Genomic DNA, 25,430 nt, shown 5'->3' with positions numbered 1-25,430 from the left:
TCCTGGGTGCGTCGATGGCGGCCGGTCCGACGGGGTGGACCAACGAGGCCCTGCCGGACCGGCCACCGGAAAGGGGCGGGGTCAGACGGTGTCCATGGCGGCGGCGATTGCCTTGACCACGTGCTCGCCCGCGTCCCCGTTGGTCAGCACGACCAGTCCGGAGCCCGCGGTGAGCCGGGTGACGGACACCCCGTGGTACCCCGTCGGGGTGCCACCGTGGCCGAACTGGGTGTCGGCGCCGGTGGCGTCGACCACGGTGCCCAGACCGTAGAAGGTGTCCCGGTGGGGCGTGAGCAGCTCGGCCGCCGTCTCCTCACGCAGCAGCGCGAGCGGCCTGCCGAGCGCCGAACGGCGGATCTCCAGGGCCAGCTTGGCGAGGTCGGGCGCGGTGGACCAGAGCCCGGCGGCAGCCGCGTCGGGGCGGATCCGGCGGCCGCCCTCGATCTGCCGGCCCTCGGCGTCGTGACCGAGCGCGACCTTGCCCACGCGCCCCGGCATGACGGGGAAGCCCTGGTCGAAGCTGCTGTCCCGCATGCCGAGCGGGTCGAGCACCAGGGTCCGCATCAGCTGGTGGAACGGCTCGCCGGTGGCGTCCGTCATGGCCTGCTGGAGCACCGAGTAATGGACGTTGGCCTTGCGGAAGACCGTGCCGGGTTCGAGGTCCCGGCCGACCGGGGCGGTCGTCGCGGGCCCGCTGCCGTGCAGCAGGTCGAGCAGGGTCGGTACGGCGTCGCCGGGCTGGAAGCCCTTGCCCGGGGTCGGCGTGAGACCGGCCAGGTGGCCGAGCAACTGCCGTACCGTGACCGGGACCTCACCGTCCGGCACGCGCCAGCCGCGCAGATAGGTGTTGACGTCCTCGTCGAGGGCGAGCACCCCGTCCCCGACCAGCCGCAGCGCGCCGAAGGCGGTGACGTGCTTGCTGAGCGAGCCGACCTGGAACGTCGTGACCGGCGTGACCGGGACCCCACCCGCGGCGAGGCCGTGTGCCTCGGCGGCGACCAGTTCGCCGCCGATGATGACGGCGACGCTGACCCCGGGCACCCGGTACCGCTCCAACACCTCGGCCGGCACCGGCAGCAGGCTCGCCGGGGCGGGCACGGGGGCGGGCTTGGGCGCGGCGGCCGCGACCGCCTCGTCGACGGCCGCCGCCAGCTCCGCCAGCGTCTCGTGCTGGTAGAGCATGAACAGCGAGAGCGGCAGCTGGGCCTCGCGGGCGGCGGCGACCACCTGGATGACCAGAATGGAGTGGCCGCCACGGGCGAAGAAGCTGTCGGTGGAGCCCACCCGCTCCACCCCGAGCACCCTCGCCCAGATGGCCGCGAGGGCGATCTCGGTCGGGGTGGCGGGCTCCACGAACTCGCCCTCGCTGTCGGCCGCTTCGGGGTCGGGAAGCGCCTTGCGGTCGACCTTCCCGTTGGCGTTCAGCGGCATCGAGTCGAGGACCGTGAACGTCGCCGGGACCATGTAGTCGGGCAGCTTCTCGGTGCAGTGCCGGGCGAGCGCGCCCGCCTCGATGGCATCGTCGAGCACCACGTACGCGGCGAGCCGCACATCGCCCGGGGCGTGCTCGCGGCCCGTGACAAAAGCCGCGCGGACCGCCGGGTGGCCGAGCAGGACGGCCTGGATCTCGCCGGTCTCCACCCGGTAGCCGCGGATCTTGACCTGGTCGTCGGCGCGGCCGAGGAACTCGACCGTGCCGTCGGCCAGCCAGCGCGCCAGGTCGCCGGTGCGGTAGATCCGGGCGCCCGGGGGGCCGTACGGGTCGGGCAGGAACGTCTCGGCGGTCAGGGCGGCGCGGCCGATGTAGCCGCGGGCGACTCCGGTGCCGCCGACGTACAGCTCGCCGACGGCCCCGGCCGGTACCCGGCGCATCCCGCCGTCCAGGACGCGCATCACCATGCCGGGAAGCGGGCGCCCGATCGGCACCACCTCGGCGGCGAGAGGCCACGTCAGCGGAAGGACACTGGTGCCGACGGAGGCCTCGGTCGGCCCGTACTCGTTGATGAGCCGACCCGCTCCCAGCACCTCGGCCCAGCGGGAGGCGAGTTCGCCCTGGAGCGCCTCGCCCGCGACCACGATCACTCCGGCGAGGTCCCGGGCCTGCTCGTCGCTCACCTGGTGGGAGAGCACCTCCAGGTGGCCGGGGGTGAGCTTGAGGAAGGCGTACGGGCCATGGGCGAGCAGCCGCTCCCCCAGCTCGGACAGGTCGAGATCCTGCGGCAGCAGCACCACGGGCCGGCCGGTGAGCAGCGGCGCCCACAGGTTGGGGACGACCAGGTCGAAGGCGACCGAGGAGAAGACCGCACCGCCGCCGGTGCCCGCGCCGACGAGTTCGCGGACCGCCCAGCCCAGATGGTTGGCGAGCCCCCGGTGGGAGACCGCGACCCCCTTGGGGCGGCCGGTGGAACCCGAGGTGTAGATGGCGTAGGCGAGTCGGTCCGGTTCGCCGGGGACGCCGGCGGGGGCCGTCGGCCGGGCCGCGATCGCGGCGGCGTCGGCCGCCAGGTCGACGACCGTGACCCCGGCGGCGAACCGGTCGGTGTACCCGGTGCCGGTCAGCGCGAGGGTGGCGCCCGCGTCGTCGAGCATCGTCTCGATACGGGCGGCCGGGAACGCCGGGTCGAGCGGGATGTAGGCCGCTCCGGCCTTCCACACACCGAGCAGCGCGGCGTGCAGGTCCGGGCCCCGGTCGAGGAGCACACCGACGAGCGACTCGGTGCCGACTCCCTGGGCGAGCAGGTGGTGCGCGATCTGATTGCTGCGCGCCTCCAACTCGGCGTAGGTCAGGGTGAATCCTTCCCCGGCGACCGCGACGGCGTCCGGGGTGCGGGCGGCCCGCTCGGCGAACACCTCGTACACCGGGCGGTCGGCGGTCGCCCCCTCGGGAGCCGCCTCCCAGCCCGCGATCCGGCCGGTCTCGGCGGGCGGCAGGCAGCCGGAGCGGGCGTCGCCGTCCGCACCGCCCGCCATCTCCACCAGGACCTGGCGGTAGAGGGCGGCGATCCGCTCGCCATGGGCCCGGCCGACCGCGCGGGGCGCGCAGCGCAGCTGGAGCCGGCCGGGGGCGGTGCCGACGGAGAAGCCGAACTCGTTGGAGCTGGCGCCGGTGCTGGCATCCGCGTCGACCCGGGCGCCCAGGTCCTGCTGCCCGGCGGCGACCGAGGTGAAGTCCTGATAGCTGAAGTACACCTCGACCAGCCGGGAGCCGTCGCCGAACTCCCGCTGGATGGCAGGCATCGGGAAGTGCCGGTGCGGCCAGCCGGCGAGCTCCGCGGCGAGGGTCCGCTCGACGAGCTCGCGCCAGGTGCGGGCGCCGTCGGTGTACCCGATGGGCTGGATGTTCAGGAACATGCCGTGCACCCGGTCGGCGCCGGCCGCCTCGGGCCGCACGTGCGAGGTGAGGCCGGTCAGGAAGGCGGGCTCGGGAGTGAGCAGGCTGAGCGCCTTGAGATGGCCCGCGAGCAGCACGCTCTTCAGCGGCGCCTGGGCCTGCGCGGCGAGCCGCTCCAGGCCCTCGGTCAGGTCGGCGTAGCCGACGTCGAGGAGGTACATCTCCTCGGACGCGTCCGGGTCGGTCTCGCCCCAGCCGGCCGGCAGCGCGAACCGCTCGTGCCCGGCGACGACGGCCTGCCAGTGGGCCCGGTCCTCCGCCGACTCCAGGGCCCGCGCCTCGGCGGCGACGGTGTCGGCGAACCGCACGGCGGGTGCCTCGTGGGCGGGCAGCTTCCCGGCCAGGGCCCCGTCGTACAGCGCGAGCAGTTCGGTGAGCAGCCCGCCCAGGCTCCAGCCGTCCAGGATCACATGGGAGTTGACGGCGGTGAGCTGGCGGCTCCCGTCGGCGCACAGGTGGACGGTGACGTCCAGCAGGGGCGCGGCGGCCGGATCGAGCGCGGTCCGGCCGCGCTCGTCGACGTAGGCCTCGATGGCGGCGGTGGCACCGGCCTCGCCGAGCCCGGTCAGGTCGACAACCTTCAGCCGGAGTTCTGTGGTGCCGTGCACCAGTTGCAGCGGGACGCTGTAGGTGTCGAGGTCGACGCTGGTGCGCAGCACGTCGTGCCGGGCCACCAGGGCGTCCAGGGCCCGCTGGAACGCGGCGGCGTCGAAGGGCCGTGCGTCGCGCAGCCGCAGGCTGGTCACCAGGTGGTAGTCGGGCCGCTCGGGCGCTGACAGCATCTCGATCTGCATGCCGAGCTGGTTCTGCGTCAGCGGATAGGCGTCCACCACACCGGCGGGCAGCAGCTCACGGTCTGCGGTGGATATCTGGGCGTACGGCGCGACCGGGGCCGGGGCGGCGGCGGGCGCGGCACCGGTGCGCCCCGCGAGCAGCTCGGCGAGCCGGCCGAGGACCGGCCGCTCCATGAGCTCGCGCACGCTCAGCTCGTACCCGGCGTCCCGCAGTGTGCCCACGAGCAGTACGGCCCGGATGGAGTCGCCGCCGAGGTCGAAGAAGCTGTCGTGGACGCCGGCCTTGTCGACGCCGAGCACCGACTGGAACACCGCGGCGACCTGGGCCTCGATGGCCGTGCGGGGAGCGACGTACCCGGCGGCCGAGCGGAGCTGACCGCCCTCCTCCGGGGCGGGCAGGGCGCGCTTGTCGAGCTTGCCGTTGGTGGTGAGCGGGAGGGTGTCGAGCGCCACGAAGGCGGCCGGAACCATGTACTCGGGCAGGGTCCGCGCCAGGTGTGCGCGCAGGGCGCCCGCGTCGGGGAGGAACTGCCCGGCCGCCACGAGGTAGCCGACGAGTCGCTTGTCGCCGGGGGTGTCCTCGCGGACGACCACGACGGCCTGGGCGATGTCCTCGTGCGCGGTCAACGCGGCCGAGATCTCGCCGAGCTCGATGCGGTAGCCGCGGATCTTGACCTGGTCGTCGATACGGCCCAGGAACTCAAGGCTGCCGTCCTCACGGCGGCGGGCGAGGTCACCACTGCGGTACATCCGGCCGCCGGCCGGCCCGAACGGGTTCGGCACGAACCGCTCCGCGGTCAGGTCAGGACGTCCGAGGTAACCGCGCGCCACACCCGGACCCGCCACATGGATCTCACCCTCGGTGCCGACGGGCACCTCGGCGCCCTGGGCGTCGAGCAGGTGCACGGTCAGGTCGGCCAGCGGACGGCCGACCGGGTTGCCCGCGCCCGGTGCGAAGTCCCGCTTGGTGAGCCGGTGGTAGGTGGTGTGCACGGTGGTCTCGGTGATGCCGTACATGTTGACGAGCGAGGTGCGACCGAGGCCCAGTCTGTCCGTCCACGGCTGGAGTTCGGAGACCTCCAGCTTCTCGCCCGCGAAAATCACCGCGCGCAGACTCAGCCGCTTGACCCGGCGGTCACCGGAGGCGGCGGCCGCGACCAGCGACCGGAAAGCGGTCGGCGTCTGGGAGAGAACCGACACCTCCTCCCCGACCAGCAGATCCAAGAACTCCTCCGGCGCACGCGTCACCGCCTGCGGAACCACCACCAGCCGCCCACCATGAGCCAGCGCACCCCACATCTCGAAAACCGACACATCGAAGGCATACGAGTGCGCCATCGACCACACATCGGACTCATCGAACCCGTAATGCTCCTGCGCCGTCTCCAACAACCGCACGACATTGGCATGCGTCAGCACCACACCCTTGGGCCGACCCGTCGAACCCGACGTATAGATCGTGTAGATCACATTGTCCGGATCAGAGACCCGCACCGGATTCTCCACCGACGCCGCAGCCAACGCCGCACACGTCTCCTCCGCGTCCAGCACCACCACCGCACCCGCATACACACCCGACAACGACGGCAACAACGCCGACGTCGTCACCACCACCCGCGCACCCGCGTCCCCGAGCACAAACCCCAGACGCTCCACCGGATTCGCCGGATCCAACGGCAGATAACCCGCCCCCGACTTCAGCACACCCAACAACGTGGGAACCAGATCCCCACCCCGCTCCAGATGCACACCCACCAAATCCTCCGGACCCACACCCGCCGCACGCAACACATGCGCCAACCGGTTCGCCCGCTCATTCACCTCCCCATACGACAACGACAACCCACCCGCCACCACCGCCACCGAACCCGGCGACCCCACCACCCACTCCTCGAACAACTCATGAGCGAGAACGCCCACTTCAGCCTCCCCCTGTACTGGTTCCGTGGTCCCGAACTCGTCGAGCCCGATCTCTCCGTCGAGCCCGATCTCTCCGTCGAGCCCGTTCGCGATCGACTCCAGAACCTCGCGGTACATCCGGGCCAGGAGCTCGCCGTTGGCGCGGGTGATCAGGCCGGTGTCGCTGTGGATGCCGATCTTGCGGTCGCCGTGCGCGTGCACGGAGAGCCCGAACTCGGTCGGCGCCTCGCTGATGCCCGTCCCGGTGTCCACCAGGTCGGTGTCGGTCTGGTGGAAGTCGATGTAGTTGAAGTGGACGTCGAGCAGGCGCCGTCGGCCGCCCCAGGCACGCTGGATGGCGGGCAGCGGGTAGCGGCGGTGGGCCCAGATCTCCGTCTCGCGGCGGAACACCTGGACGATCGCCTCGCGCCAGGAGCGCGCCCCGCGCTCGTGGGCGAACGGCAGCGTGTTGAGGTGCATGCCGATCACCTGGTCGGCGCCGACGGCCTCGGGCCGGGCGTGGAAGACGACACCGGTGTGGAAGGCCGCGGCGTCCGTGAGGCGACCCATCACGGTCAGGTGGGCGGTGAGGAGCACGGTCTTGAGCGGCACGTCCGCCTCGGCGGCCCGCGCGCGCAGGGCCTCGGCGAGCGAGTCCAGCGGCACGTCGATGCCGTACGGCTCCGCGGTGGCCGGGTCGCCGGCCCAGGCGGCGGGCGGGGCGAGCCGGGCGTGCTCCTTGACGATCCGCTCCCAGTAGGCGCGGTCGGCGGCGCTGTCCAGCGAGTCGAGTTCCCCCGCGACGAAGTCCGCGAAGCGCACCGGCGGGGCCTGGTACGGGGCGGACTCGCCCGAGTCGCGGAACTCCCGGTAGGCGTTCACAAGCTCCATCTCCAGGGTGTGCTGGCTCCAGCCCTCGACGATCACGTGGGACTGGGTCAGGGTCAGCCACCAGGCGTCGTCGCTCTCCAGGTGGATGGCGACGCGCAGCAGCGGGGCGACACGGAAGTCGAACAGGTCGGCGCGCTCGGCGGCGACGTACGCGAGCAGTTCGCGCTCGCCGTCCACCGGGCCGGTCTTCCTCAAGTCGTCGATCCGCACGGGCACTTCAGCCGTCGCGTGCACCACCTGCATCGGTACGCCGTAGCCGGTGACGTGCACCGAGGTGCGCAGCGTGTCGTGGCGGGCGGTGACGGTGCGGACGGCGGCGCGCAGCGCGTCGGCGTCGAAGGGCCGGTCGTCGCGGATCCGCTTGGAGACCACCGTGTGGTAGTTGTTGCGGCCGTTCTCGGAGAGCAGTTCGGCGACCATGCCGAGCTGGACCTGGCCGAGCGGGTAGGCGTCGACGGCGTCGGCGGGCAGCAGCCCCCGGTCGGCCGCGCCGATCAGGGAGAACGGGCGGACCGCACCGGCCTGGGCGGTCAACTTGTCGCGCCCGGCCGCCAGTTCGGCCAGGGCCGCGACCGTACGGTGCTCGAAGACGTCCCGCACGGACACGTCGTAGCCCCGGCCGCGCAGCGCTCCGACGACGGTGACGGCGCGGATCGAGTCGCCGCCCCGGTCGAAGAAGCCGTCCTGGGCGCCGATCCGGCGGGCCCCGAGGGCCTGCTCCCAGACCTCGGCGACCACGCGCTCGGCCTCGGTGGTGGGCTCGGCATACGCCGCGTCGGCGTCCGCGTCCGCCTCGGGGACCGGCAGGCCGCGCCGGTCGACCTTGCCGTTCGGGGTGAGCGGCAGGGCGTCCAGGGTGACGTAGGCGCCGGGGACCATCGCCGGCGGCAGCTGCTCGGCGAGTTCGGCGCGTAGCGCGGCCACGTCGAGCGTGTCGTCCTCGGCGGGCACCAGGTAGGCGACCAGGAGCTGGACGCCCGGGGTGTCCTCACGGACGACCGCGGCGGCGTCGGCGACCTCGGGGCGGTCGACGAGCGCGGCCTCGATCTCGCCGAGTTCGATGCGCTGGCCGCGGATCTTCACCTGGTGGTCGACGCGGCCCAGGAACTCGAGGTCGCCCTCCCGGTTCCAGGCGACGACGTCACCGGTCCGGTACAGGCGGGAGCCAGCCGGGCCGTACGGGTCGGGCACGAACCGCTCGGCCGTCAGACCGGGGCGGCCACCGTAGCCGCGAGCGACGCCGACGCCACCCGCGTAGAGCTCGCCGGGGACACCGACCGGGACCGGGGCCAGGTGCTCGTCCAGTACGTACAGCCGGAAGTTGCGGACCGGCTTTCCGATGGTGACGCGGGTGTCGCCGATCTCGTCACCGGACCGGATCAGGGCGTGTGTGATGTCGTCGGAGCACTCGGTCGGGCCGTAGGCGTTGACCATCGGCACGTGCGGGAAGCGGTCGAACCAGCGGCGGCACAGGTCCGGCGGCAGCGCCTCGCCGGTCACCACCATCCAGCGCAGGGACGGGAGCCGGACCTCGAGGGCGCCCGCGTCCATCGCGTCGAGCGCGGCGCGCAGCAGCGACGGTACGACTTCGAGGACGGTGATGTGCTCGTCGGCGGTGCGCGGGAACAAGGACAGTGGGTCGAGCGCGGTGTCCGCGTCGGCCACCCGGACCCGGCCGCCGACCGCGAACGCGGCGAGCATCTGCCACACCGAGATGTCGAAGGCCATCGACGCGTTCTGCACGATGCTGTCGGCGCCGGTCAGTTCCAGGTCCTCGACCTTGGCGAGCAGGTGGTTGGCCATGCCGTGCCGGTGGACGTGGACGCCCTTGGGCCTGCCGGTGGAGCCGGAGGTGTAGATGACGTACGCCAGGTCGTCGGGGTGGGCGGTCTCCGGCAGATCGGTGGCCTCCTGCGCGGCCCAGTCGGCCGGCTCGTCGAGCAGCACCGCGGCGGCGTCGATCCCGGCCAGGGCGTCGGCGTACGAGCCCTGGGTGATCAGCACCTTCACCCGCGCGTCGGCGGCCATGAAGGCGAGCCGGGACGCCGGGTAGCCCGGGTCGAGCGGCAGGTAGGCGCCGCCCGCCTTGAGCACCGCGAGGACGGCGAGGACCGTCTTGGGGGAACGGTCGGCGCTGATGCCGACCACCGTGTCGGGGCCGACGCCGAGGCCGCGCAGGTGGCGGGCGAGCCGGTTGGCCTCCGCGTTGGCGGCGGCGTAGCTGAGCGCGCTGGTGTCGTCGGAGATCGCCGGCCGGTCGGGGTACTTGGCGGCATACCGCTCGAACTCCCGCTCGATGCTGATCCAGGACGGCGTACGGGCCGTGTCCGCCCAGGAGCCGAGCAGTTCCGCGTCGGCGGCGCACAGACGGGTCGTGCGGGCATCACCGTCGACACCCTCGACGGCCATCGCCTCCAGGACCGACCGGTACATCGCGGCCAGGCGGTCCGCCGCGTCCCGGCCCAGCACCGAGGTGTCGGTCTTCAGGGCGAGACCCCCGCCGGAGGTCGAGACCTCCAGGGCGAACTCGGTGGAGCCCGAGCCGAGCCCGGCCGCGAGATCGAGCTGCCGGCCGTCCAGGTTGTGGAAGTCCTGGTAGTTGAAGATCACCTCGATGAGGCGCCCGGCCGTACCGGCGGTGCGCTGGATCTCCGGCAGCGGGAAGCGGCGGTGCGGCCAGAGCGCGACCTCGCGGTCGAAGACCTGGCGCACCAGCTCCCGCCAGGTGCGGGCGGTACGGGTGTGCGGGAACGGCAAGGTGTTGACGTACATGCCGAACACCCGGTCGGAGCCCAGGACTTCGGTGCGCGTGTCGCAGATCAGTCCCGTGTGGAAGGCAGGCTCGTCGGTGAGCTGGCTGAGCACCTTGAGGTGGGCGGCGAGCAGCACGCTCTTGACGGAGACCCCGGCCCTGGCGGCGAAGGCGCGCAGCGGCGCCTCCAGGTCCATCAGCTCCACGGTGACCGCGTAGTCCTCGGCCGCGCCCGTGCGGTCCGCCCAGTCGGCGGGCAGCACGAACGGCGTGTACCCCTGTACCACGCCCTGCCAGTGCGCGCGGTCCTCGGCCGACTCCAGGGAGGCCAGCTCGGCGGCCACGGTGTCCGCGAAGCGGACATCCGGCGCCTGGTACGTCTCGGGCGCGCGGCCCGCCGCGAACGCCCGGTAGCAGGCGATGATCTCCATCAGCATCGCGTGCTGCGACCAGCCCTCGGTGATCAGGTGGGACTGTGTGAGCCCCAGCCACCACCCGTCACCCACGACATGCGCCGCGACCCTCAGCTGCGGAGCGACCGCCGGGTCGAGCACCTCGGCCCGCTCCGCGGCCTGGTGGGCTCGCAGCGCCGCGTCGACGCCCGCCGCGTCCAGGTCGCTCAGGTCGTGCACCGCGACCGGAGTCCCGGCCGAGGCGTGCACGAGCTGCAGCGGCCGGGAGGCCGTGGACAGGTCGAAGGAGGTGCGCAGCACCTCGTGCCGGGCCGTGACGGTGCGCACCGCCGCGCGGAGCGCGTCCGCGTCGAACGGCCGCTCGTCGCGGACCTTGTAGCTCGCGGTCGAGTGGTACGCCGCCGGGGCGCCGTCCCGCGAACCGGCCAGCATCTCGACGAGCATGCCGGTCTGCACCTGGGTCAGCGGGTATGCGTCGACCACGCCGACCGGCAGCAGCGCCCGGTCCGCCGCACTGATCATCGCGAACCGCTCGACCGTGCGGAACTCCTCGACCGGGGCGGTGCGGCCCGCGAGCAGCTCGGCGACCGAGGCGATGGTGCGCCGCTCGAAGACGTCCCGGACGGACACGTCGAGACCGGCCGCGCGCATCGCGCCGACCAGCGCGACGGCGCGGATCGAGTCGCCGCCGAGGTCGAAGAACGCGTCCTCGACGCCGACCGAGTCCAGACCGAGGGCGTCGGCCCAGATCAGCGCGAGCCGCTGCTCCTGCGGGGTGCGCGGGGCGACCGAGCCGGCCGCCACCGCCAGGTCGGAGCGGTCCGGGGCGGGCAGGGCGCGCTTGTCGAGCTTGCCGTTGGTGGTGAGCGGAATGGTGTCGAGCGCCACGAAGAGGGCCGGGACCATGTAGTCCGGCAGTGCGCGGCCCAGGCTCTCACGCAGCGTGCGCGGATCGGCGAGTCCGCCCTCGGCGGGCACCGCGTACGCCACGAGCTGCTTGTCGCCGGGGGTGTCCTCGCGGACGACCACGACGGCCTGAGCGATGGACGGCTCGGCGGCGAGCGCGGCGGCGATCTCGCCCAGTTCGATGCGGTAGCCGCGGATCTTGACCTGGTCGTCGATACGGCCCAGGACTTCCAGGCCTCCGTCGGCCAGCCGCTTGGCCACATCGCCGCTTCGGTACATCCGGCCGCCGGCCGGCCCGAACGGGTTCGGCACGAACCGCTCCGCGGTCAGGTCAGGACGTCCGAGGTAACCGCGCGCCACACCCGGGCCCGCCACATGGATCTCGCCGGGGACACCGACCGGCACCGGCCGGCCGTCCGCGTCGAGCAGCAGCACCGAGAGGTCGGAGAGCGGATGCCCGACCCGGCTGGTCGCCGGACGGGCCAGGTCCACACCGTCCACCTTGTGGTAGGTGGTGTGGACGGTGGTCTCGGTGATGCCGTACATGTTGACGAGCGCGGGAGCGTCGAGGCCCAGTCTGTCCGTCCATGGCTGGAGTTCGGAGACCTCCAGCTTCTCCCCCGCGAAGACGACAGCACGCAGGGAAAGCTCGTGAACCCGGCGGTCACCGGAGGCGGCGGCCGCGACCAGCGACCGGAAAGCGGTCGGCGTCTGGGAGAGAACCGACACCTCCTCCCCGACCAGCAGATCCAAGAACTCCTCCGGCGCACGCGTCACCGCCTGCGGAACCACCACCAGCCGCCCACCATGAGCCAGCGCACCCCACATCTCGAAAACCGACACATCGAAGGCGTACGAGTGCGCCATCGACCACACATCGGACTCATCGAACCCGTAATGCTCCTGCGCCGTCTCCAACAACCGCACGACATTGGCATGTGTCAGCACCACACCCTTGGGCCGACCCGTCGAACCCGACGTATAGATCGTGTAGATCACATTGTCCGGATCAGAGACCCGCACCGGATTCTCCACCGACGCCGCAGCCAACGCCGCACACGTCTCCTCCGCGTCCAGCACCACCACCGCACCCGCATACACACCCGACAACGACGGCAACAACGCCGACGTCGTCACCACCACCCGCGCACCCGCGTCCCCGAGCACAAACCCCAGACGCTCCACCGGATTCGCCGGATCCAACGGCAGATAACCCGCCCCCGACTTCAGCACACCCAACAACGTGGGAACCAGATCCCCACCCCGCTCCAGATGCACACCCACCAAATCCTCCGGACCCACACCCGCCGCACGCAACACATGCGCCAACCGGTTCGCCCGCTCATTCACCTCCCCATACGACAACGACAACCCACCCGCCACCACCGCCACCGAACCCGGCGACCCCACCACCCACTCCTCGAACAACTCATGAGCGAGAGAGGTGACTTCGGAGCCCGGGGTCCGGGCGTCACGTACAAGCAGGTCGTACTCTCCGGCCGTCACCCGAACCGCTCGCGCGTCGCCGTCGATGCCCTCGACGGCCATCGCCTCCAGGACCGAGCGGTACATGCCCGCGACGCGCTCCGCGTTCTCGGCGGACAGGACGTGCGAACTGGCGCGGAGGCTGATGAAGCCACCGATGGCGGTGACGCCGAGGCCGAACTCGGTGGAGCTGCTGTTGATGCCGTTGCCCTCGTCGACCACCTGGTCCTCCCCGACGAGGTGGAAGTCGAGGTAGACGAAGTAGACGTCGATCAGGCGGCGGCCGCCGCTCTCGATGGCCGGCAGCGGGAAGTTCCGGTGCGGCCAGGCCGCGACCTCACCGTCGAAGGCCTGCCTCGCCAGCTCACCCCAGGTCCGGGAGGACCGGTCGTGGGCGTGCGGCATGGTGTTGAGATACATGCCCAACAGGCGCTCGGAGCCGGGGACTTCGGGCCTCTGGTGGCCGACGATGCCGGTGAAGAAGCGCTCCTCGTCGGTCAGCTGCGACATCACCTTCAGGTGGGCCGCGTGCAGCACCGCCTTGATCGGCACTCCCGCCTTGGTCGCGAGGCCGCGCAGCGCGGGCTCCAGGTCGCGGAAGGAGAAGCCGGCCCCCACCGTCTCGGGGGGTGCGGTGCGGTCGCCGTGCCAGTCGGCGGGCAGCGCGAACGGCGTGTGGGTGTCCACGATGCCCTGCCAGTAGGCGCGGTCCTCGGCGTCGTCGAGGGACGCGAGCTCGGCGGCGACGGTGTCCGCGAAGCGCACGGGCGGCGCCTCGTACGGGGCGGGCTCGGCGCCGTCGCGCAGCGCCCGGTAGACCTCGACCAATTCGTTGAGCAGGGTGTGGTAGCTCCAGCCTTCCAGCATGGCGTGGCTCTTGGTGAAGGTCAGCCGCCAGGCCGCGTCGCTCTGGACGTGGACGAAGATCCGCAGCAGTGGCGCGGACGACGTCATGTCGAAGAGGGTGGCCCGCTCGGTGGCGGCGAACTCCGCCAGCTCCGCCGCCAGTCGGTCCTCGTCGAGGTGGCGTACGTCGGCCCGGTCCAGCGGGATGGCGACCTCGCTGTGTACCAGTTGCATCGGCACGCTGTACCCGGTCAGGTCGACCGAGGTGCGCAGGATGTCGTGGCGGGCACCGACAACCTCCACGGCCCGCTGAAGGGCGCCGAAGTCGAACGGCGCGCCGTCACGGACCAGGAAGGAGGTCAGGTCGTGATAGTTGTTGCGGCCGTCCGACGCGAGGGTCTCGACGAGCATGCCGGTCTGGTTCTGCGACAGCGGGTAGGCGTCGCTCAGGCCCTCGGGCAGCAGCGCCCGGTCCGCGTCCGAGAGCAGCGCGAACGGCTCGACGGCGGTGACCTGCGCGGTGGGCGCGGGGCGCCCGGTGACGGACTCGCAGAGCGCGGCGACGGTGGCCTTCTCGAAGACCTCACGGACGCCGACCTCGAACCCCGCCGCGCGCAACGCGCCGACCAGGCCGACCGCGCGGATCGAGTCGCCGCCCAGCTGGAAGAAGCTGTCGAGGACGCCGACCCGCTCCAGGCCCAGGTGCTCGGCCCAGACCGCGGCCATCCGCTCTTCGGCGGGGGTGCGTGGCGCGACGTGCGGGGCCGCGTCGAAGGCGGCGGCGTCAGGGGCGGGCAGGGCGCGCTGGTCCAGCTTGCCGTTGGCGGTCAGCGGGATGCGCTCCAGCGCCAGGTAGGCGGAGGGCAGCAGGTAGGGGGGCAGCCGGTCGGCGGCGTACGCGTCGAGCTCGGCGTGCGGGGGCAGTTCGCCCTCCGGGACGACGGGAACGACGTAGGCGACAAGCTGCTTGCCGGTGGCGCTCTCATGGACGCGGACGCGGGCCTCGCCGATCGCCGGGTGGCTGCCGAGAACGGCCTCGATCTCGCCGGGTTCGACGCGGTAGCCGCGGATCTTGACCTGTCCGTCGATACGGCCGAGGAAGTCGACCGTGCCGTCGGCGAGGACCCGGGCGAGGTCGCCGGTGCGATAGAGGCGGGCGCCGGCCGGGCCGAACGGGTCGGGCAGGAAGGACGCCGCCGTCTGGGCCGGGCGGCCCGCATAGCCGCGGGCGAGGCCGTGGCCGCCGACGTACAGCTCGCCGGTGCCGCCGACCGGTACCGGCTGGAGGTTGTCGTCGAGGACATGCATCGTGGTGCCCGGCAGCGGACGGCCCACGGGCACGATCTCGGTGGCCTGGGGACCGGTGACGTCGTGGACGCTGTTGCCGACGGTGATCTCGGTCGGGCCGTACTCGTTGACGACACGGCCGCCGCCGACGAGGTCGAGCCAGCGCTCCGCGGTGCGGCTGAGCAGGGCCTCGCCGCCGACGACGAGCACCGGCGCGAGGCCGTACGCGCGCTCGCCGTCGAACTGCTGGCCCAGCATCTCCAGATGGCCGGGGGTCAGCTTGAGGAAGCCGTACGGGCCCGACTCGGCCAGCCAGTCGCCGAGCTCGGACAGGTCGCGCTCGGAGCCGAACAGGTTCAGCGCGCCGCCGGTCATCAGCGGGGCGTACAGCGTCGGCACGACCAGGTCGAAGGCGACGGACGAGAACAGCGCGGTGTCGCCGGGGGCGCCGCCGAAGTAGTCGGTGACCGCCCAGTCCAGGTAGCCGGCGAGCGAGCGGTGGGTGATCTGGACGCCCTTGGGCCTGCCGGTGGAGCCGGAGGTGTAGATGACATAGGCGAGCTGCTCGGGGTCGGCCCCGGGCAGCGGGTTCGGGTCCAGGACCTCCGCACCCTCACCGATACCCCGGACGCCGGCGTCCTCATCGACGAGCAGGACCCGGCCGCCGAATCCGGCGAAGCGATCGGCGTACTCGGCCTGGGTGACGACGGCGGGGCAGCCGGCGTCGGCGACGACGGTCGCGATGCGCTCGGTCGGCCAGGAGGCGTCCATCGGGACGTACGCCGCTCCGGCCCGCCACACCGCGAGGAGAGCGACCGGCAGGTCGACGGTCGGGTCGAGGAGCACACCGACCACGGATTCGGGACCCGCGCCGGCCGCGCGAACGCGGCGGGCCAGGGCCCCCGAACGGGCGGACAGCCCCGCGTAGTCGAGGGAACCTGAGGCGTCGCGGACGGCGACCGCGCCGGGCGTACGGGCCGCGGTGGCCAGGATCGCGTCGAGCGCGGTGCGGCTGACCGGCTCGGTGGCGGGGCCCTCGGCGGCGGCGAGCAGGGCGGCCCGCTCGCCCTCTGGCAGGAAGGTGCGGGTGGCGTCGCCGTCCGCGTCGGCGGCCATGGCCTCCAGGACCGACCGGTACATCTCGGCGAGCCGCTCGGCGTGGGCCGGGGTGACGGCGCGGGTGTCGGCGGTCAGGATGACATGCCCGGCGCGCGAGGAGACGCTGAGCGGGAACTCGGTGGGGCTGTCGTCGATGCCGGCCAGCTCGTCCACCAGGTCCGTGTCGACCTGCCGGAAGTCCTGGTAGTTGAAGTAGACGTCCATGAGGCGGCCGGTGCCGCCCCAGTCGCGCTGGACGGCGGGCAGCGGGTAACGGCGGTGACCCCACAGCTCGACCTCGGCCGCGAAGGTCCGGCCCACCAGCTCACGCCAGGTGCGGGCGCCCTTGGTGTGCGGGAACGGCAGCGTGTTGAGGTACATGCCGTAGACGCGGTCGGCGCCTGTCTCCTCGGGGCGCGCGTCGCAGACCAGGCCGGTGTGGAAGGCCTGCTCGTGAGTGAGCTGGCCGAGCACCTTGAGGTGGGCGGCGATCATGACGCTCTTGAGGGAGGCGTCGGCGGCCGTAGCCAGCGCACGCAGGCCCGGCTCCAGGTCCTGCCAGGAGATGCCGGTCTGGAAGGTGGTGTGCGCGGCCCCTGGCTCGCCCCAGGTGGTGGGCAGGATGAACTTGGCGTGGTTCTCGGTGACTTCGGCCCAGTACGCACGGTCGTCGGCCGAGTCGAGGGCGGCGAGCTCGCCCGCGATGAAGTCGGCGAAGCGCAGCGAGGGCAGCTCCGTCGGCTCCGGGTCGCGGCCGTCACGTATGACCTGATAGGTCGTCAACAGCTCCATCAGTAGGGAGTGGTGACTCCAGCCCTCCAGGATGGGGTGGCACTCGGTGACCGAGATCCACCAGCCGCCGTCATCCGTGGTGTGCGCGTGGAAGCGCATCAGCGACGGCACCGCCAGGTCGAAGAGGCGGGCCCGCTCGGCGACGGTGAAGGCGCGCAGCGCGGCCTCCACCTGCTCGGCGTCGAGGCCGGTCAGATCCTGTGCGGTGATGGGCAGTTCGGCGGTGGCGTGGACGAGCTGGAGGGGTCGCGAGTAGGACGCCAGGTCGATGGACGTGCGGAGCACCTCGTGCCGGGCGGTGACGATACGGCCGGCCTCGACCAGGGCGTCGAGCGAGAAGGGGTGCTCGTCACGGATCCGGAAGGTGGAGACGTTGTGGTAGTGGTTGCGGCCGTCGTCCATCAGCATCTCGATGACCATGCCCAGCTGGTTCTGGCCCAGCGGGTAGGCGTCGACGACGTCGGCGGGCAGGACGGCCCGGTCCTCGTCGCCGATCAGCTCGAAGGGGGCGACGCGGCGCTCGGCGCCGGCCGTGGCGGCGGGGCGGCCGGTGGCCAGCTCGGTGAGGCGGGCAACCGTACGGCAGTCGAAGACGTCGCGGACCGCGACCTCGTGGCCGGCCTCGCGGAGCTCGCCGACCAGGGCGACGGCGCGGATCGAGTCGCCGCCCAGCTCGAAGAAGCTGTCGTGGACGCCGACCCGGTCGACGCCGAGCACCGAACGCCAGACGGCGGCGACGGACTCCTCGTCCGGGGTGCGCGGCGCGGTGAACTCGCCCGCGGCGCGCAGTTGGAGGGCGGCGTCGGGGGCGGGCAGGGCGCGCTTGTCGAGCTTGCCGTTGGTGGTGAGCGGAATGGTGTCGAGCGCCACGAAGGCGGCCGGAACCATGTACTCGGGCAGCTCGCGGGCGAGGGCCGCGCGAATCTCGGCGACGGGCAGCCCGGCACCGGACCGCGCCGGGACGAGGTAGCCGACGAGTCGCTTGTCGCCGGGGGTGTCCTCGCGGACGACCACGACGGCCTGGGCGATGTCCTCGTGCGCGGTCAACGCGGCCGAGATCTCGCCGAGCTCGATGCGGTAGCCGCGGATCTTGACCTGGTCGTCGATACGGCCCAGGAACTCAAGGCTGCCGTCCTCACGGCGGCGGGCGAGGTCACCACTGCGGTACATACGAGCGCCGGCCGGCCCGAACGGGTTCGGCACGAACCGCTCCGCGGTCAGGTCCGGACGTCCGAGGTAACCGCGCGCCACACCCGGGCCCGCCACATGGATCTCACCCGGTACACCGACGGGCGCGAGCGAACCCGAGGCGTCCAGCAGATAGACCGAAAGGTCGCTGAGCGGGTAGCCCACGCGATTCGCCGCCAGGCCGTCAACGTCCTGTTCCTCGACCTTGTGGTAGGTGGTGTGGACGGTGGTCTCGGTGATGCCGTACATGTTGACGAGCGCGGGAGCGTCGAGGCCCAACAGATCCGTCCACGGCCGGAGTTCGGAGACCTCCAGCTTCTCCCCCGCGAAGACGACAGCACGCAGGGAAAGCTCGTGAACCCGGCGGTCACCGGAGGCGGCGGCCGCGACCAGCGACCGGAAAGCGGTCGGCGTCTGAGAGAGAACCGACACCTCCTCCCCGACCAGCAGATCCAAGAACTCCTCCGGCGCACGCGTCACCGCCTGCGGAACCACCACCAGCCGCCCACCATGAGCCAGCGCACCCCACATCTCGAAAACCGACACATCGAAGGCATACGAGTGCGCCATCGACCACACATCGGACTCATCGAACCCGTAATGCTCCTGCGCCGTCTCCAACAACCGCACGACATTGGCATGCGTCAGCACCACACCCTTGGGCCGACCCGTCGAACCCGACGTATAGATCGTGTAGATCACATTGTCCGGATCAGAGACCCGCACCGGATTCTCCACCGACGCCGCAGCCAACGCCGCACACGTCTCCTCCGCGTCCAGCACCACCACCGCACCCGCATACACACCCGACAACGACGGCAACAACGCCGACGTCGTCACCACCACCCGCGCACCCGCGTCCCCGAGCACAAACCCCAGACGCTCCACCGGATTCGCCGGATCCAACGGCAGATAACCCGCCCCCGACTTCAGCACACCCAACAACGTGGGAACCAGATCCCCACCCCGCTCCAGATGCACACCCACCAAATCCTCCGGACCCACACCCGCCGCACGCAACACATGCGCCAACCGGTTCGCCCGCTCATTCACCTCCCCATACGACAACGACAACCCACCCGCCACCACCGCCACCGAACCCGGCGACCCCACCACCCACTCCTCGAACAACTCATGAGCGAGAGAGGTGACCGGCTCGGTGGTGCGGTGGCCGTCCAGAGCGCCGGTGACGATGGCGCGCTCGGCCTCGCTGAGGATGTCGATGGCCTCGAGGGGGGTGTCCGGGGCGTTCAGGACCTGGTCGAGCAGGCGCACGAAGTTGCCGGCGAGGCGGCGGACCGTGCTCTGGTCGAAGAGGGCGGTGGCGTACTGGAAGCGGGCCCTGAAGGAGCCGTCGGGCAGTTCCTGCACCTGGAGGGCGAGGTCGCACTTGGCGATGCCGTCGCTGTCACCGAACGGGTCCACCGTGAGGCCGGGCAGCTCGAAGGAGTCCAGGCGCCACTCGTGCAGGGTGAAGGCGACCTGGTAGAGGGGGGTGCGGGACTGGTCGCGCTCCGGCTGGAGCTCGTCGACCAGCTGCGCGAACGGCACCTGCTGGTGGTCGAAGGCGTCCAGGATGTGCCGGCGACCGGATGCGACGAGGCCGCCGAACGTGGCCTGATCGTCCCACTCGGCGCGCATGACGAGGGTGTTGATGCCGTAGCCGATGAGCTGCTGGAGCTCGGGGCGGCCACGCCCGGAGACGACGGTCCCGACGGTCACGTCCCGCTTTCCGGTGTAGCGGGCGATCAGCGTCTGGTAGGCGGTGAGCAGCACGGTGAACGGCGTGGTGTCGTGGTTCAGCGCGGCTTCTCGGACCCGGTCGGCGAGCCCGTCGGGCAGCTCGAAGTCCAGGTCGGCGCCCGCGTGGTCGCGGACGGCCGGGCGCGGCCGGTCGGTCGGCAGGTCGGTCGCCTCGACGCCGGCCAGGCGCTCGCGCCAGTAGTCGAGGTGAGCCTCGGCGCCGGGGCCGGTGAGCTGCTGCCGCTGCCAGGCCGCGTAGTCGGCGTACTGGAGGGTGAGCGGCGGCAGCTGGGCCTCGCGGCCGGAGACGAACGCGGCGTACAAGGCGCTGAGTTCGCCGCCGAAGACGCGGGTGGACCAGGCGTCGCAGGCGATGTGGTGGAAGACGAAAGCCAGGATGTGGTCGTCGTCGGCGAGGCGCAGCAGCGTGCCGCGCACCGGCCACTCGGTGGCCAGGTCGAAGCCGGTGGCGAGCTGCTCGCGCAGCACCTCGGTGGCCTTCCGCTCGCGCTCGGCGGCCGGTGCCCCGGTGAGCGGGACGACCGGCAGCGGCAGTGCGCGGGCGCCGGGCGCGTCCACGACCTGGACCGGGCCGCCGTTCTCGAAGGCGTACCGGGTGCGCAGGATCTCGTGGCGGGCGGCGATCGTCTCGAAGGCGCGGCCGAGGGCGGCGGCGTCGAGGGTGCCGCGAAGCCGCAGCACCAGCGGCACCAGATACTCGGTGCTGTCCGGCTCCAGGCGGTTGAGGAACCACATCTGCTGCTGGCCGGCGCTGAGCGCCAGGGGGGCGCCGCGGTCGGCACGGGTGATCTCGTCGCGGCGGGCACCGCGGCGGCCGGCCAGGCGGCGGCGCAGCAGTTCGTCGCGGAGCGAGGCACCCGACGGGGCGGGCACGGCGGTGGTTGCTTCCTCGGTGCTCATGCGTTCTGCTCCTTCAGCAGCATCGAGTCCGCCATCACTTCGGAGTCGGACATCTCGGCGATCTCCGCGCGGATCCGGTCCTCGATCGTCTGCGCCAGTTCGGCGACGGTCGGGCCCTCGAACACGGCGCGTACGGGCAGGGTGATCTCGAAGTCGGTCTGGATCGCGGCGATGAGCCGGATCGCGAGGATCGAATTTCCACCGGCGTGGAAGAAGTTGTCGTCGAGGCCGGCCTCGATCCCACAGGCGTCACGCCAGATGTCGAGGAGGCGCTCCTCGACGGGGTTGGCGGGGCGCGCGCGCCGCGGTGGTTCGGCCGCCGCCGGCTCGGGCAGGGCGCGCCGGTCGACCTTGCCGTTCGGGTTGAGCGGGATGCGCTCCAGCTCGGTGAAGCTGCCCGGGACCATGTACGGGGGCAGCAGCAGGGCGCTGTGGGCGGCGAGGGACGCGGCGTCCGCGTCGCCGCCGGGGACGGCGGTGAAGTAGGCGGCGAGCCGGACCCGGGCGCCGCTGCCGACCGGCACGACGACCGCGTCGGCGACGCCGGGGTGGTCGAGCAGGACCGCGCGGATCTCGCCGGTCTCCACCCGGTAGCCGCGGATCTTGACCTGGTCGTCGGTGCGGCCGAGGAACTCCACGGCGCCGCCGTCGAGCCAGCGTGCCAGGTCCCCGGTGCGGTAGAGGCGGGTTCCGGCGGGCCCGTACGGGTCGGGCAGGAACTTCTCGGCGGTCAGGCCGGGGCGGCCGACATAGCCGCGGGCGACTCCGGTGCCGCCGACGTACAGTTCGCCGACCGCGCCGACGGGGACGGGCCGCATCCGCTCGTCCAGGACGCGCATGACCATGCCGGGCAGCGGGCCGCCGATGGGCACGACGCCGGGTCCGGTGCCGGTCGCCACCGGGTGGACGCTGGTGCCTACGGAGGCCTCGGTGGGACCGTACTCGTTGATGAGCCGGCCGCCCTCACCGAGCAGCGAAGCCCAGGTGGCGGCGAGCGAGCCGTCCAGGGCCTCGCCCGCGACCACCACGACCGGGGTCAGCGAGGCTGCCTGACGTTCGGTCAACTGCTGGGCCAGGATGTCGAGATGGCCCGGCGTCAGCTTGAGGAAGCTGAACGGGGCGTGCGCCGCCAGGCGTTCGCCGAGTTCGGACAGGTCGAGATCCTGCGGAAGGAGCAGCACCCGCCGGCCGGTGAGCAGCGGCGCCCACAGGTTGGGGACGACCAGGTCGAAGGCGGCCGAGGAGAAGACCGCGCTGCCGCCGGTGCCCGCGCCCGCGAGCTCGGCGGCCGCCCAGTTCAGGTGGTTGGCGAGGCCGCGGTGGCTGACCGCGACGCCCTTGGGGCGGCCGGTCGAGCCGGAGGTGTAGATGATGTACGCCAGGTCTTCGAAGTGGGCCTCCAGCGGTGGCGTCCAGGCGTCCTGGGCGGCGATCGCGTCGGCGTCGGCCCCGTCGATCCGTACGACCGTGCCGTCGAACACCCCTGTTTCGTAGGCGTTCTGGGTGACCAGGACCCGGGCGTCGGCGTCGGCGAGCATCCCGGTGACGCGCTCGACGGGGAAGGCCGGGTCGATCGGTACGTACGCCGCGCCGGCCTGCCAGACGGCGAGCAGGGTCGCGTGCAACTCCGGGCCCCGGTCGAGCAGGACACCGACGGTGCTGCCCCGGTGGACTCCGATCGAGCGCAGGTGGCGGGCGATCCGCGCGGCGCGGGCCGCCAGCTCCCGGTAGGTCAGGGCGAACCCGTCGCCCTCGACGGCGGTGGCGTGCGGGGTTCGCACGGCCTGCGCGGCGAACATCTGCGGCGTCGACATGACGGGCTGGGGCGTCTCGGCGGTGCCCCAGCGGGTCAGCTCGGCGTGCTCACCGGGGGTGAGCAGGTCGAGGGCGCCGAGCGCGCGGTCGGGGTCGGCGGTGGCGGACGCGAGCAGGGTGGTCAGGCCGGCGGCGAGGCGGGCGGCGGTGGCCTCCTCGTACAGGCTGGTCGCGTACTCCAGGCCGCCCACCAGCGATCCGTCGGCGGCCGGGCGCAGCAGCAGGGTGAGGTCGGTGTGGGTGATCCGCCACATCCTGCGGACCGTCTCGGTGTCGCCGTCGACGGTGCCGTTGAAGTCCTCGCCGTGCAGGTCGAAGGCGGCCTGGTAGAGCGGCGTGCGCGACAGGTCGCGGTCGGGCGCCAGCTCGTCGACGAGGAGGTCGAACGGCAGGTCCTGGTGGCTGAAGGCGTCCCGGGTGATGGCGGCGACCCTGGCGACCGCGTCGTTGAAGCCGAGTTCGCCGTCGAGCACACAGCGCAGCACCACGTTGTTGAGGAAGAAGCCGACGACGCCGTCGAGTTCGGGCCGCTCGCGCCCGGCGACCGGGGTGCCGACCGGCAGGTCCCACTGGCCGCTGTGCCGGGCGAGGACGGTGGCGTACGCGGTGAGCAGGACGGTGAACCGGGTGGTGCCGTGCTCGCGGGCGATCGTGTCGACGGCCGCGAGGGTGCCGGCGTCGATGGTGACCGGGGTGATGCCGCCGCGGCCGTCGCGGACGGCGGGACGCGGGTGGTCGGTGGGCAGGGCGAGTGGCTGGTGTCCGTCGAGGACGGCGCGCCAGTGCGTGAGCTCGCGCCCGACGGCCTCGCCCGTGAGCCGCTCCTGCTGCCAGGCCGCGAAGTCGGCGTACTGGACGGCGAGTTGCGGTAGGACCGGCTGCTCGCCGGCGGTCAGCGCGGCGAGGACCTGGTGGAACTCGCGCTCCAGGACGGCGGTGGACCAGCCGTCGGTGGTGATGTGGTGCATGGCGACGGCGAGCAGCTCGCTGTCGTCGTCGAGCGTGATGTGCGCGGCCCGCAGCAGCTCACCGCCGTCGAGGCGGAAGCCCGTGCCGAGCAGCTCGGCGAGGACAGCGGGCAGCCCCTCGCGGCCGGTGGTGATCGCGCGGATCGGGACGCCGGTCGGCGCCTCGATGAACTGGCGCGGCTCGCCGTCCACTTCGGCGTACCGGGTGCGCAGCGCCTCGTGCCGGGCGACCAGGGTGTCCAGGGCCCGCCCGACGAGTTCGGACGCGGTGCCGCCGGGCACCTTGAGCAGCAGACCGGCGACCCACTCGGGACTGGCCGGATGCATCTTGTCCATGAACCACAGGCGGCGCTGCCCGTACGAGAGCGGCAGGCCGCCCTCGCGCGAGACGGGCCGCACGGGCGCGGAGTCCTCCCCGGCGGCCGCCGTCAGCAGGGCCGCGTGGCCGGCGAGGGTGGGGGCGCCGAGCAGGGCGCGCAAGGAGATGTCGCGGCCGGTGCCGGCGCGCAGCCGGGCGGCGACCCGGGTGAGCTGGAGCGAGGTGCCGCCGCCGCGGAAGAAGTCGCTGGAGGTGGTGAGCGGGCCGAAGTCGAGGACACTCCGCCAGGCCTCGGCGACCAGGAGCTCGGCCTCGGTGGCGGGCGCGGTGCCCGCCGGTTCGGCGACCGCGTCGGGCGAGGGCAGCGCCCGCCGGTCGACCTTGCCGGTCGGGCCCAGCGGGAAGGACTCCAGTTCGATCAGGGCGGCCGGCACATGGGTGCTGGGCAGCCGCTCCAGCAGGTGGCCGCGCAGCTCGGTCTCGGCGACCGGCTCGCGGATCACGTAATAGGCGGCGAGCCGCTTGGCGCCGTCGGCCGCGGCGTAGGGGCGGACCACGGCACCGGCGATCGCCGGGTGCGCGGCCAGCTGGGCCTCGACCTCGGCGGGTTCGATGCGTACGCCGTTGACCTTGACCTGGTCGTCCATGCGGCCCAGGTATTCGAGTACGCCGTCGGCGCGCCAGCTGACCCGGTCGCCGGTGCGGTACAGGCGGCTGCCGTCCTTGGCGAACGGGTCGGGCACGAAGCGCTCGGCGGTCTGGCCGGGGCGGCCGAGATAGCCGCGCGCCACACCGGCACCGCCCGCGAGCAGCTCGCCGGGGACACCGACGCCGACCGGGCTGCCGGACGCGTCCACGACCAGGACGCGCATCTTCTCGATGGGGCGGCCGATCGGCACCGGACCGGTCAGCTGGGCGGGGTCGAACCGGTGCGCGGTGACGTCGATGGAGCACTCGGTCGGACCATAGGTGTTCCACAGCTCGGCGTCGCTCAACGCCCGCAGCCGGTGGGCGAGTTCGGCGTGCAGCGGCTCACCGGCACTGCACACCAGGCGCAGCGCGCCGCACTTCTGCCAGCCGTCCTCGGCGACGAGCAGGCGCAGCACGGACGGCACGACCTGCAGCACCGTGATCCGGTGCTCGCCGACCGCACGGACCAGGGCGGCCGGATCGCGTTCGGCACCGGCCGGGGCGAGCACCAGGGTGCCGCCGCTGACCAGCGGGGCGAAGACCTCCCAGACATGGGCGTCGAAAACCAGGGCGGTCTTCTGCAGCACCCGGTCGGCGGTCGAGAGGCCGTGCTGTCGCACCGCCCAGCCGATGCGGTTGGCGATGCCGGCGTGGCTGACCACGACGCCCTTGGGGGTGCCGGTGGACCCGGAGGTGTGCAGGACGTAGGCGGCGTTGGTGCTGTGTACGCCGGTGACCGGGGCGTCGGCGGGCTGCTCCCGGAGTTCGGCGGCGAGGTCCTCGGGGACGACGGGCTGGGCCCCGGCGTCGGTGACGGCGGCGCTGCCCCGGGCGTCGGTGAGGACGAGTGCGGTGCCGGACGCGGCGATCAGCGCGGAGGTGCGGGACCGCGGCGCCTCGGTGTCCAGCGGCAGGTAGGCGGCACCGGCCCGCCAGATGGCGAGCAGTCCGACGACCAGGTCGAGGCCGCGGGCGAGCCGGACGCCGACCGGCAGGTCGGGTCCGGCACCCTGGGCCCTCAGCAGGTGGGCGAGCCGGTTGCTGCGGGCGTCGAGCTCCGCGTACGTCATCCGCTGCCGACCGTGCTCCACGGCGATCGCTTCCGGAGTCAGCGAAGCCTGACGGCCGACGAGCACGGGGGTGAGCTGGGCTGCATCGGCCGATGCGTCCGTCCGTGACTCGGGAAACATGGAGGGTGTGCTCCTCGTGTGGTGAGTGACTGATCGAGAGCG

2 protein-coding genes are annotated in these 25,430 nt (G+C 72.6%); both read right to left on the bottom strand.

The features are described 5' to 3' along the window. Positions 1–81: 81 nt before the first annotated feature. Positions 82–20,406: a non-ribosomal peptide synthetase gene (locus OG798_RS29865; protein WP_328757973.1), complete on the bottom strand. Its 20,325-nt coding sequence runs from the start codon at positions 20,404–20,406 to the stop codon at positions 82–84. Then, a complete protein-coding gene (locus OG798_RS29860) occupies positions 20,403–25,388 on the bottom strand; it encodes a non-ribosomal peptide synthetase (RefSeq protein WP_328757972.1) in 4,986 nt (1,661 codons plus the stop codon). Before OG798_RS29860 ends, OG798_RS29865 begins: the two co-directional genes overlap by 4 nt. Positions 25,389–25,430 lie beyond the last annotated feature (42 nt).

The sequence above is a fragment of the Streptomyces sp. NBC_00271 genome (genome assembly GCF_036178845.1).
In the GTDB taxonomy this organism is placed as follows: Bacteria; Actinomycetota; Actinomycetes; order Streptomycetales; family Streptomycetaceae; genus Streptomyces.
This window is presented reverse-complemented; position numbering and strand designations above follow the sequence as displayed.

What these genes read in the sequence shown, in the direction of transcription:
- OG798_RS29865 (WP_328757973.1), bottom strand. Translation starts at nt 20,406, where the DNA reads ATGAGCACCGAGGAAGCAACCACCGCCGTGCCCGCCCCGTCGGGTGCC.
- OG798_RS29860 (WP_328757972.1), bottom strand. Translation starts at nt 25,388, where the DNA reads ATGTTTCCCGAGTCACGGACGGACGCATCGGCCGATGCAGCCCAGCTC.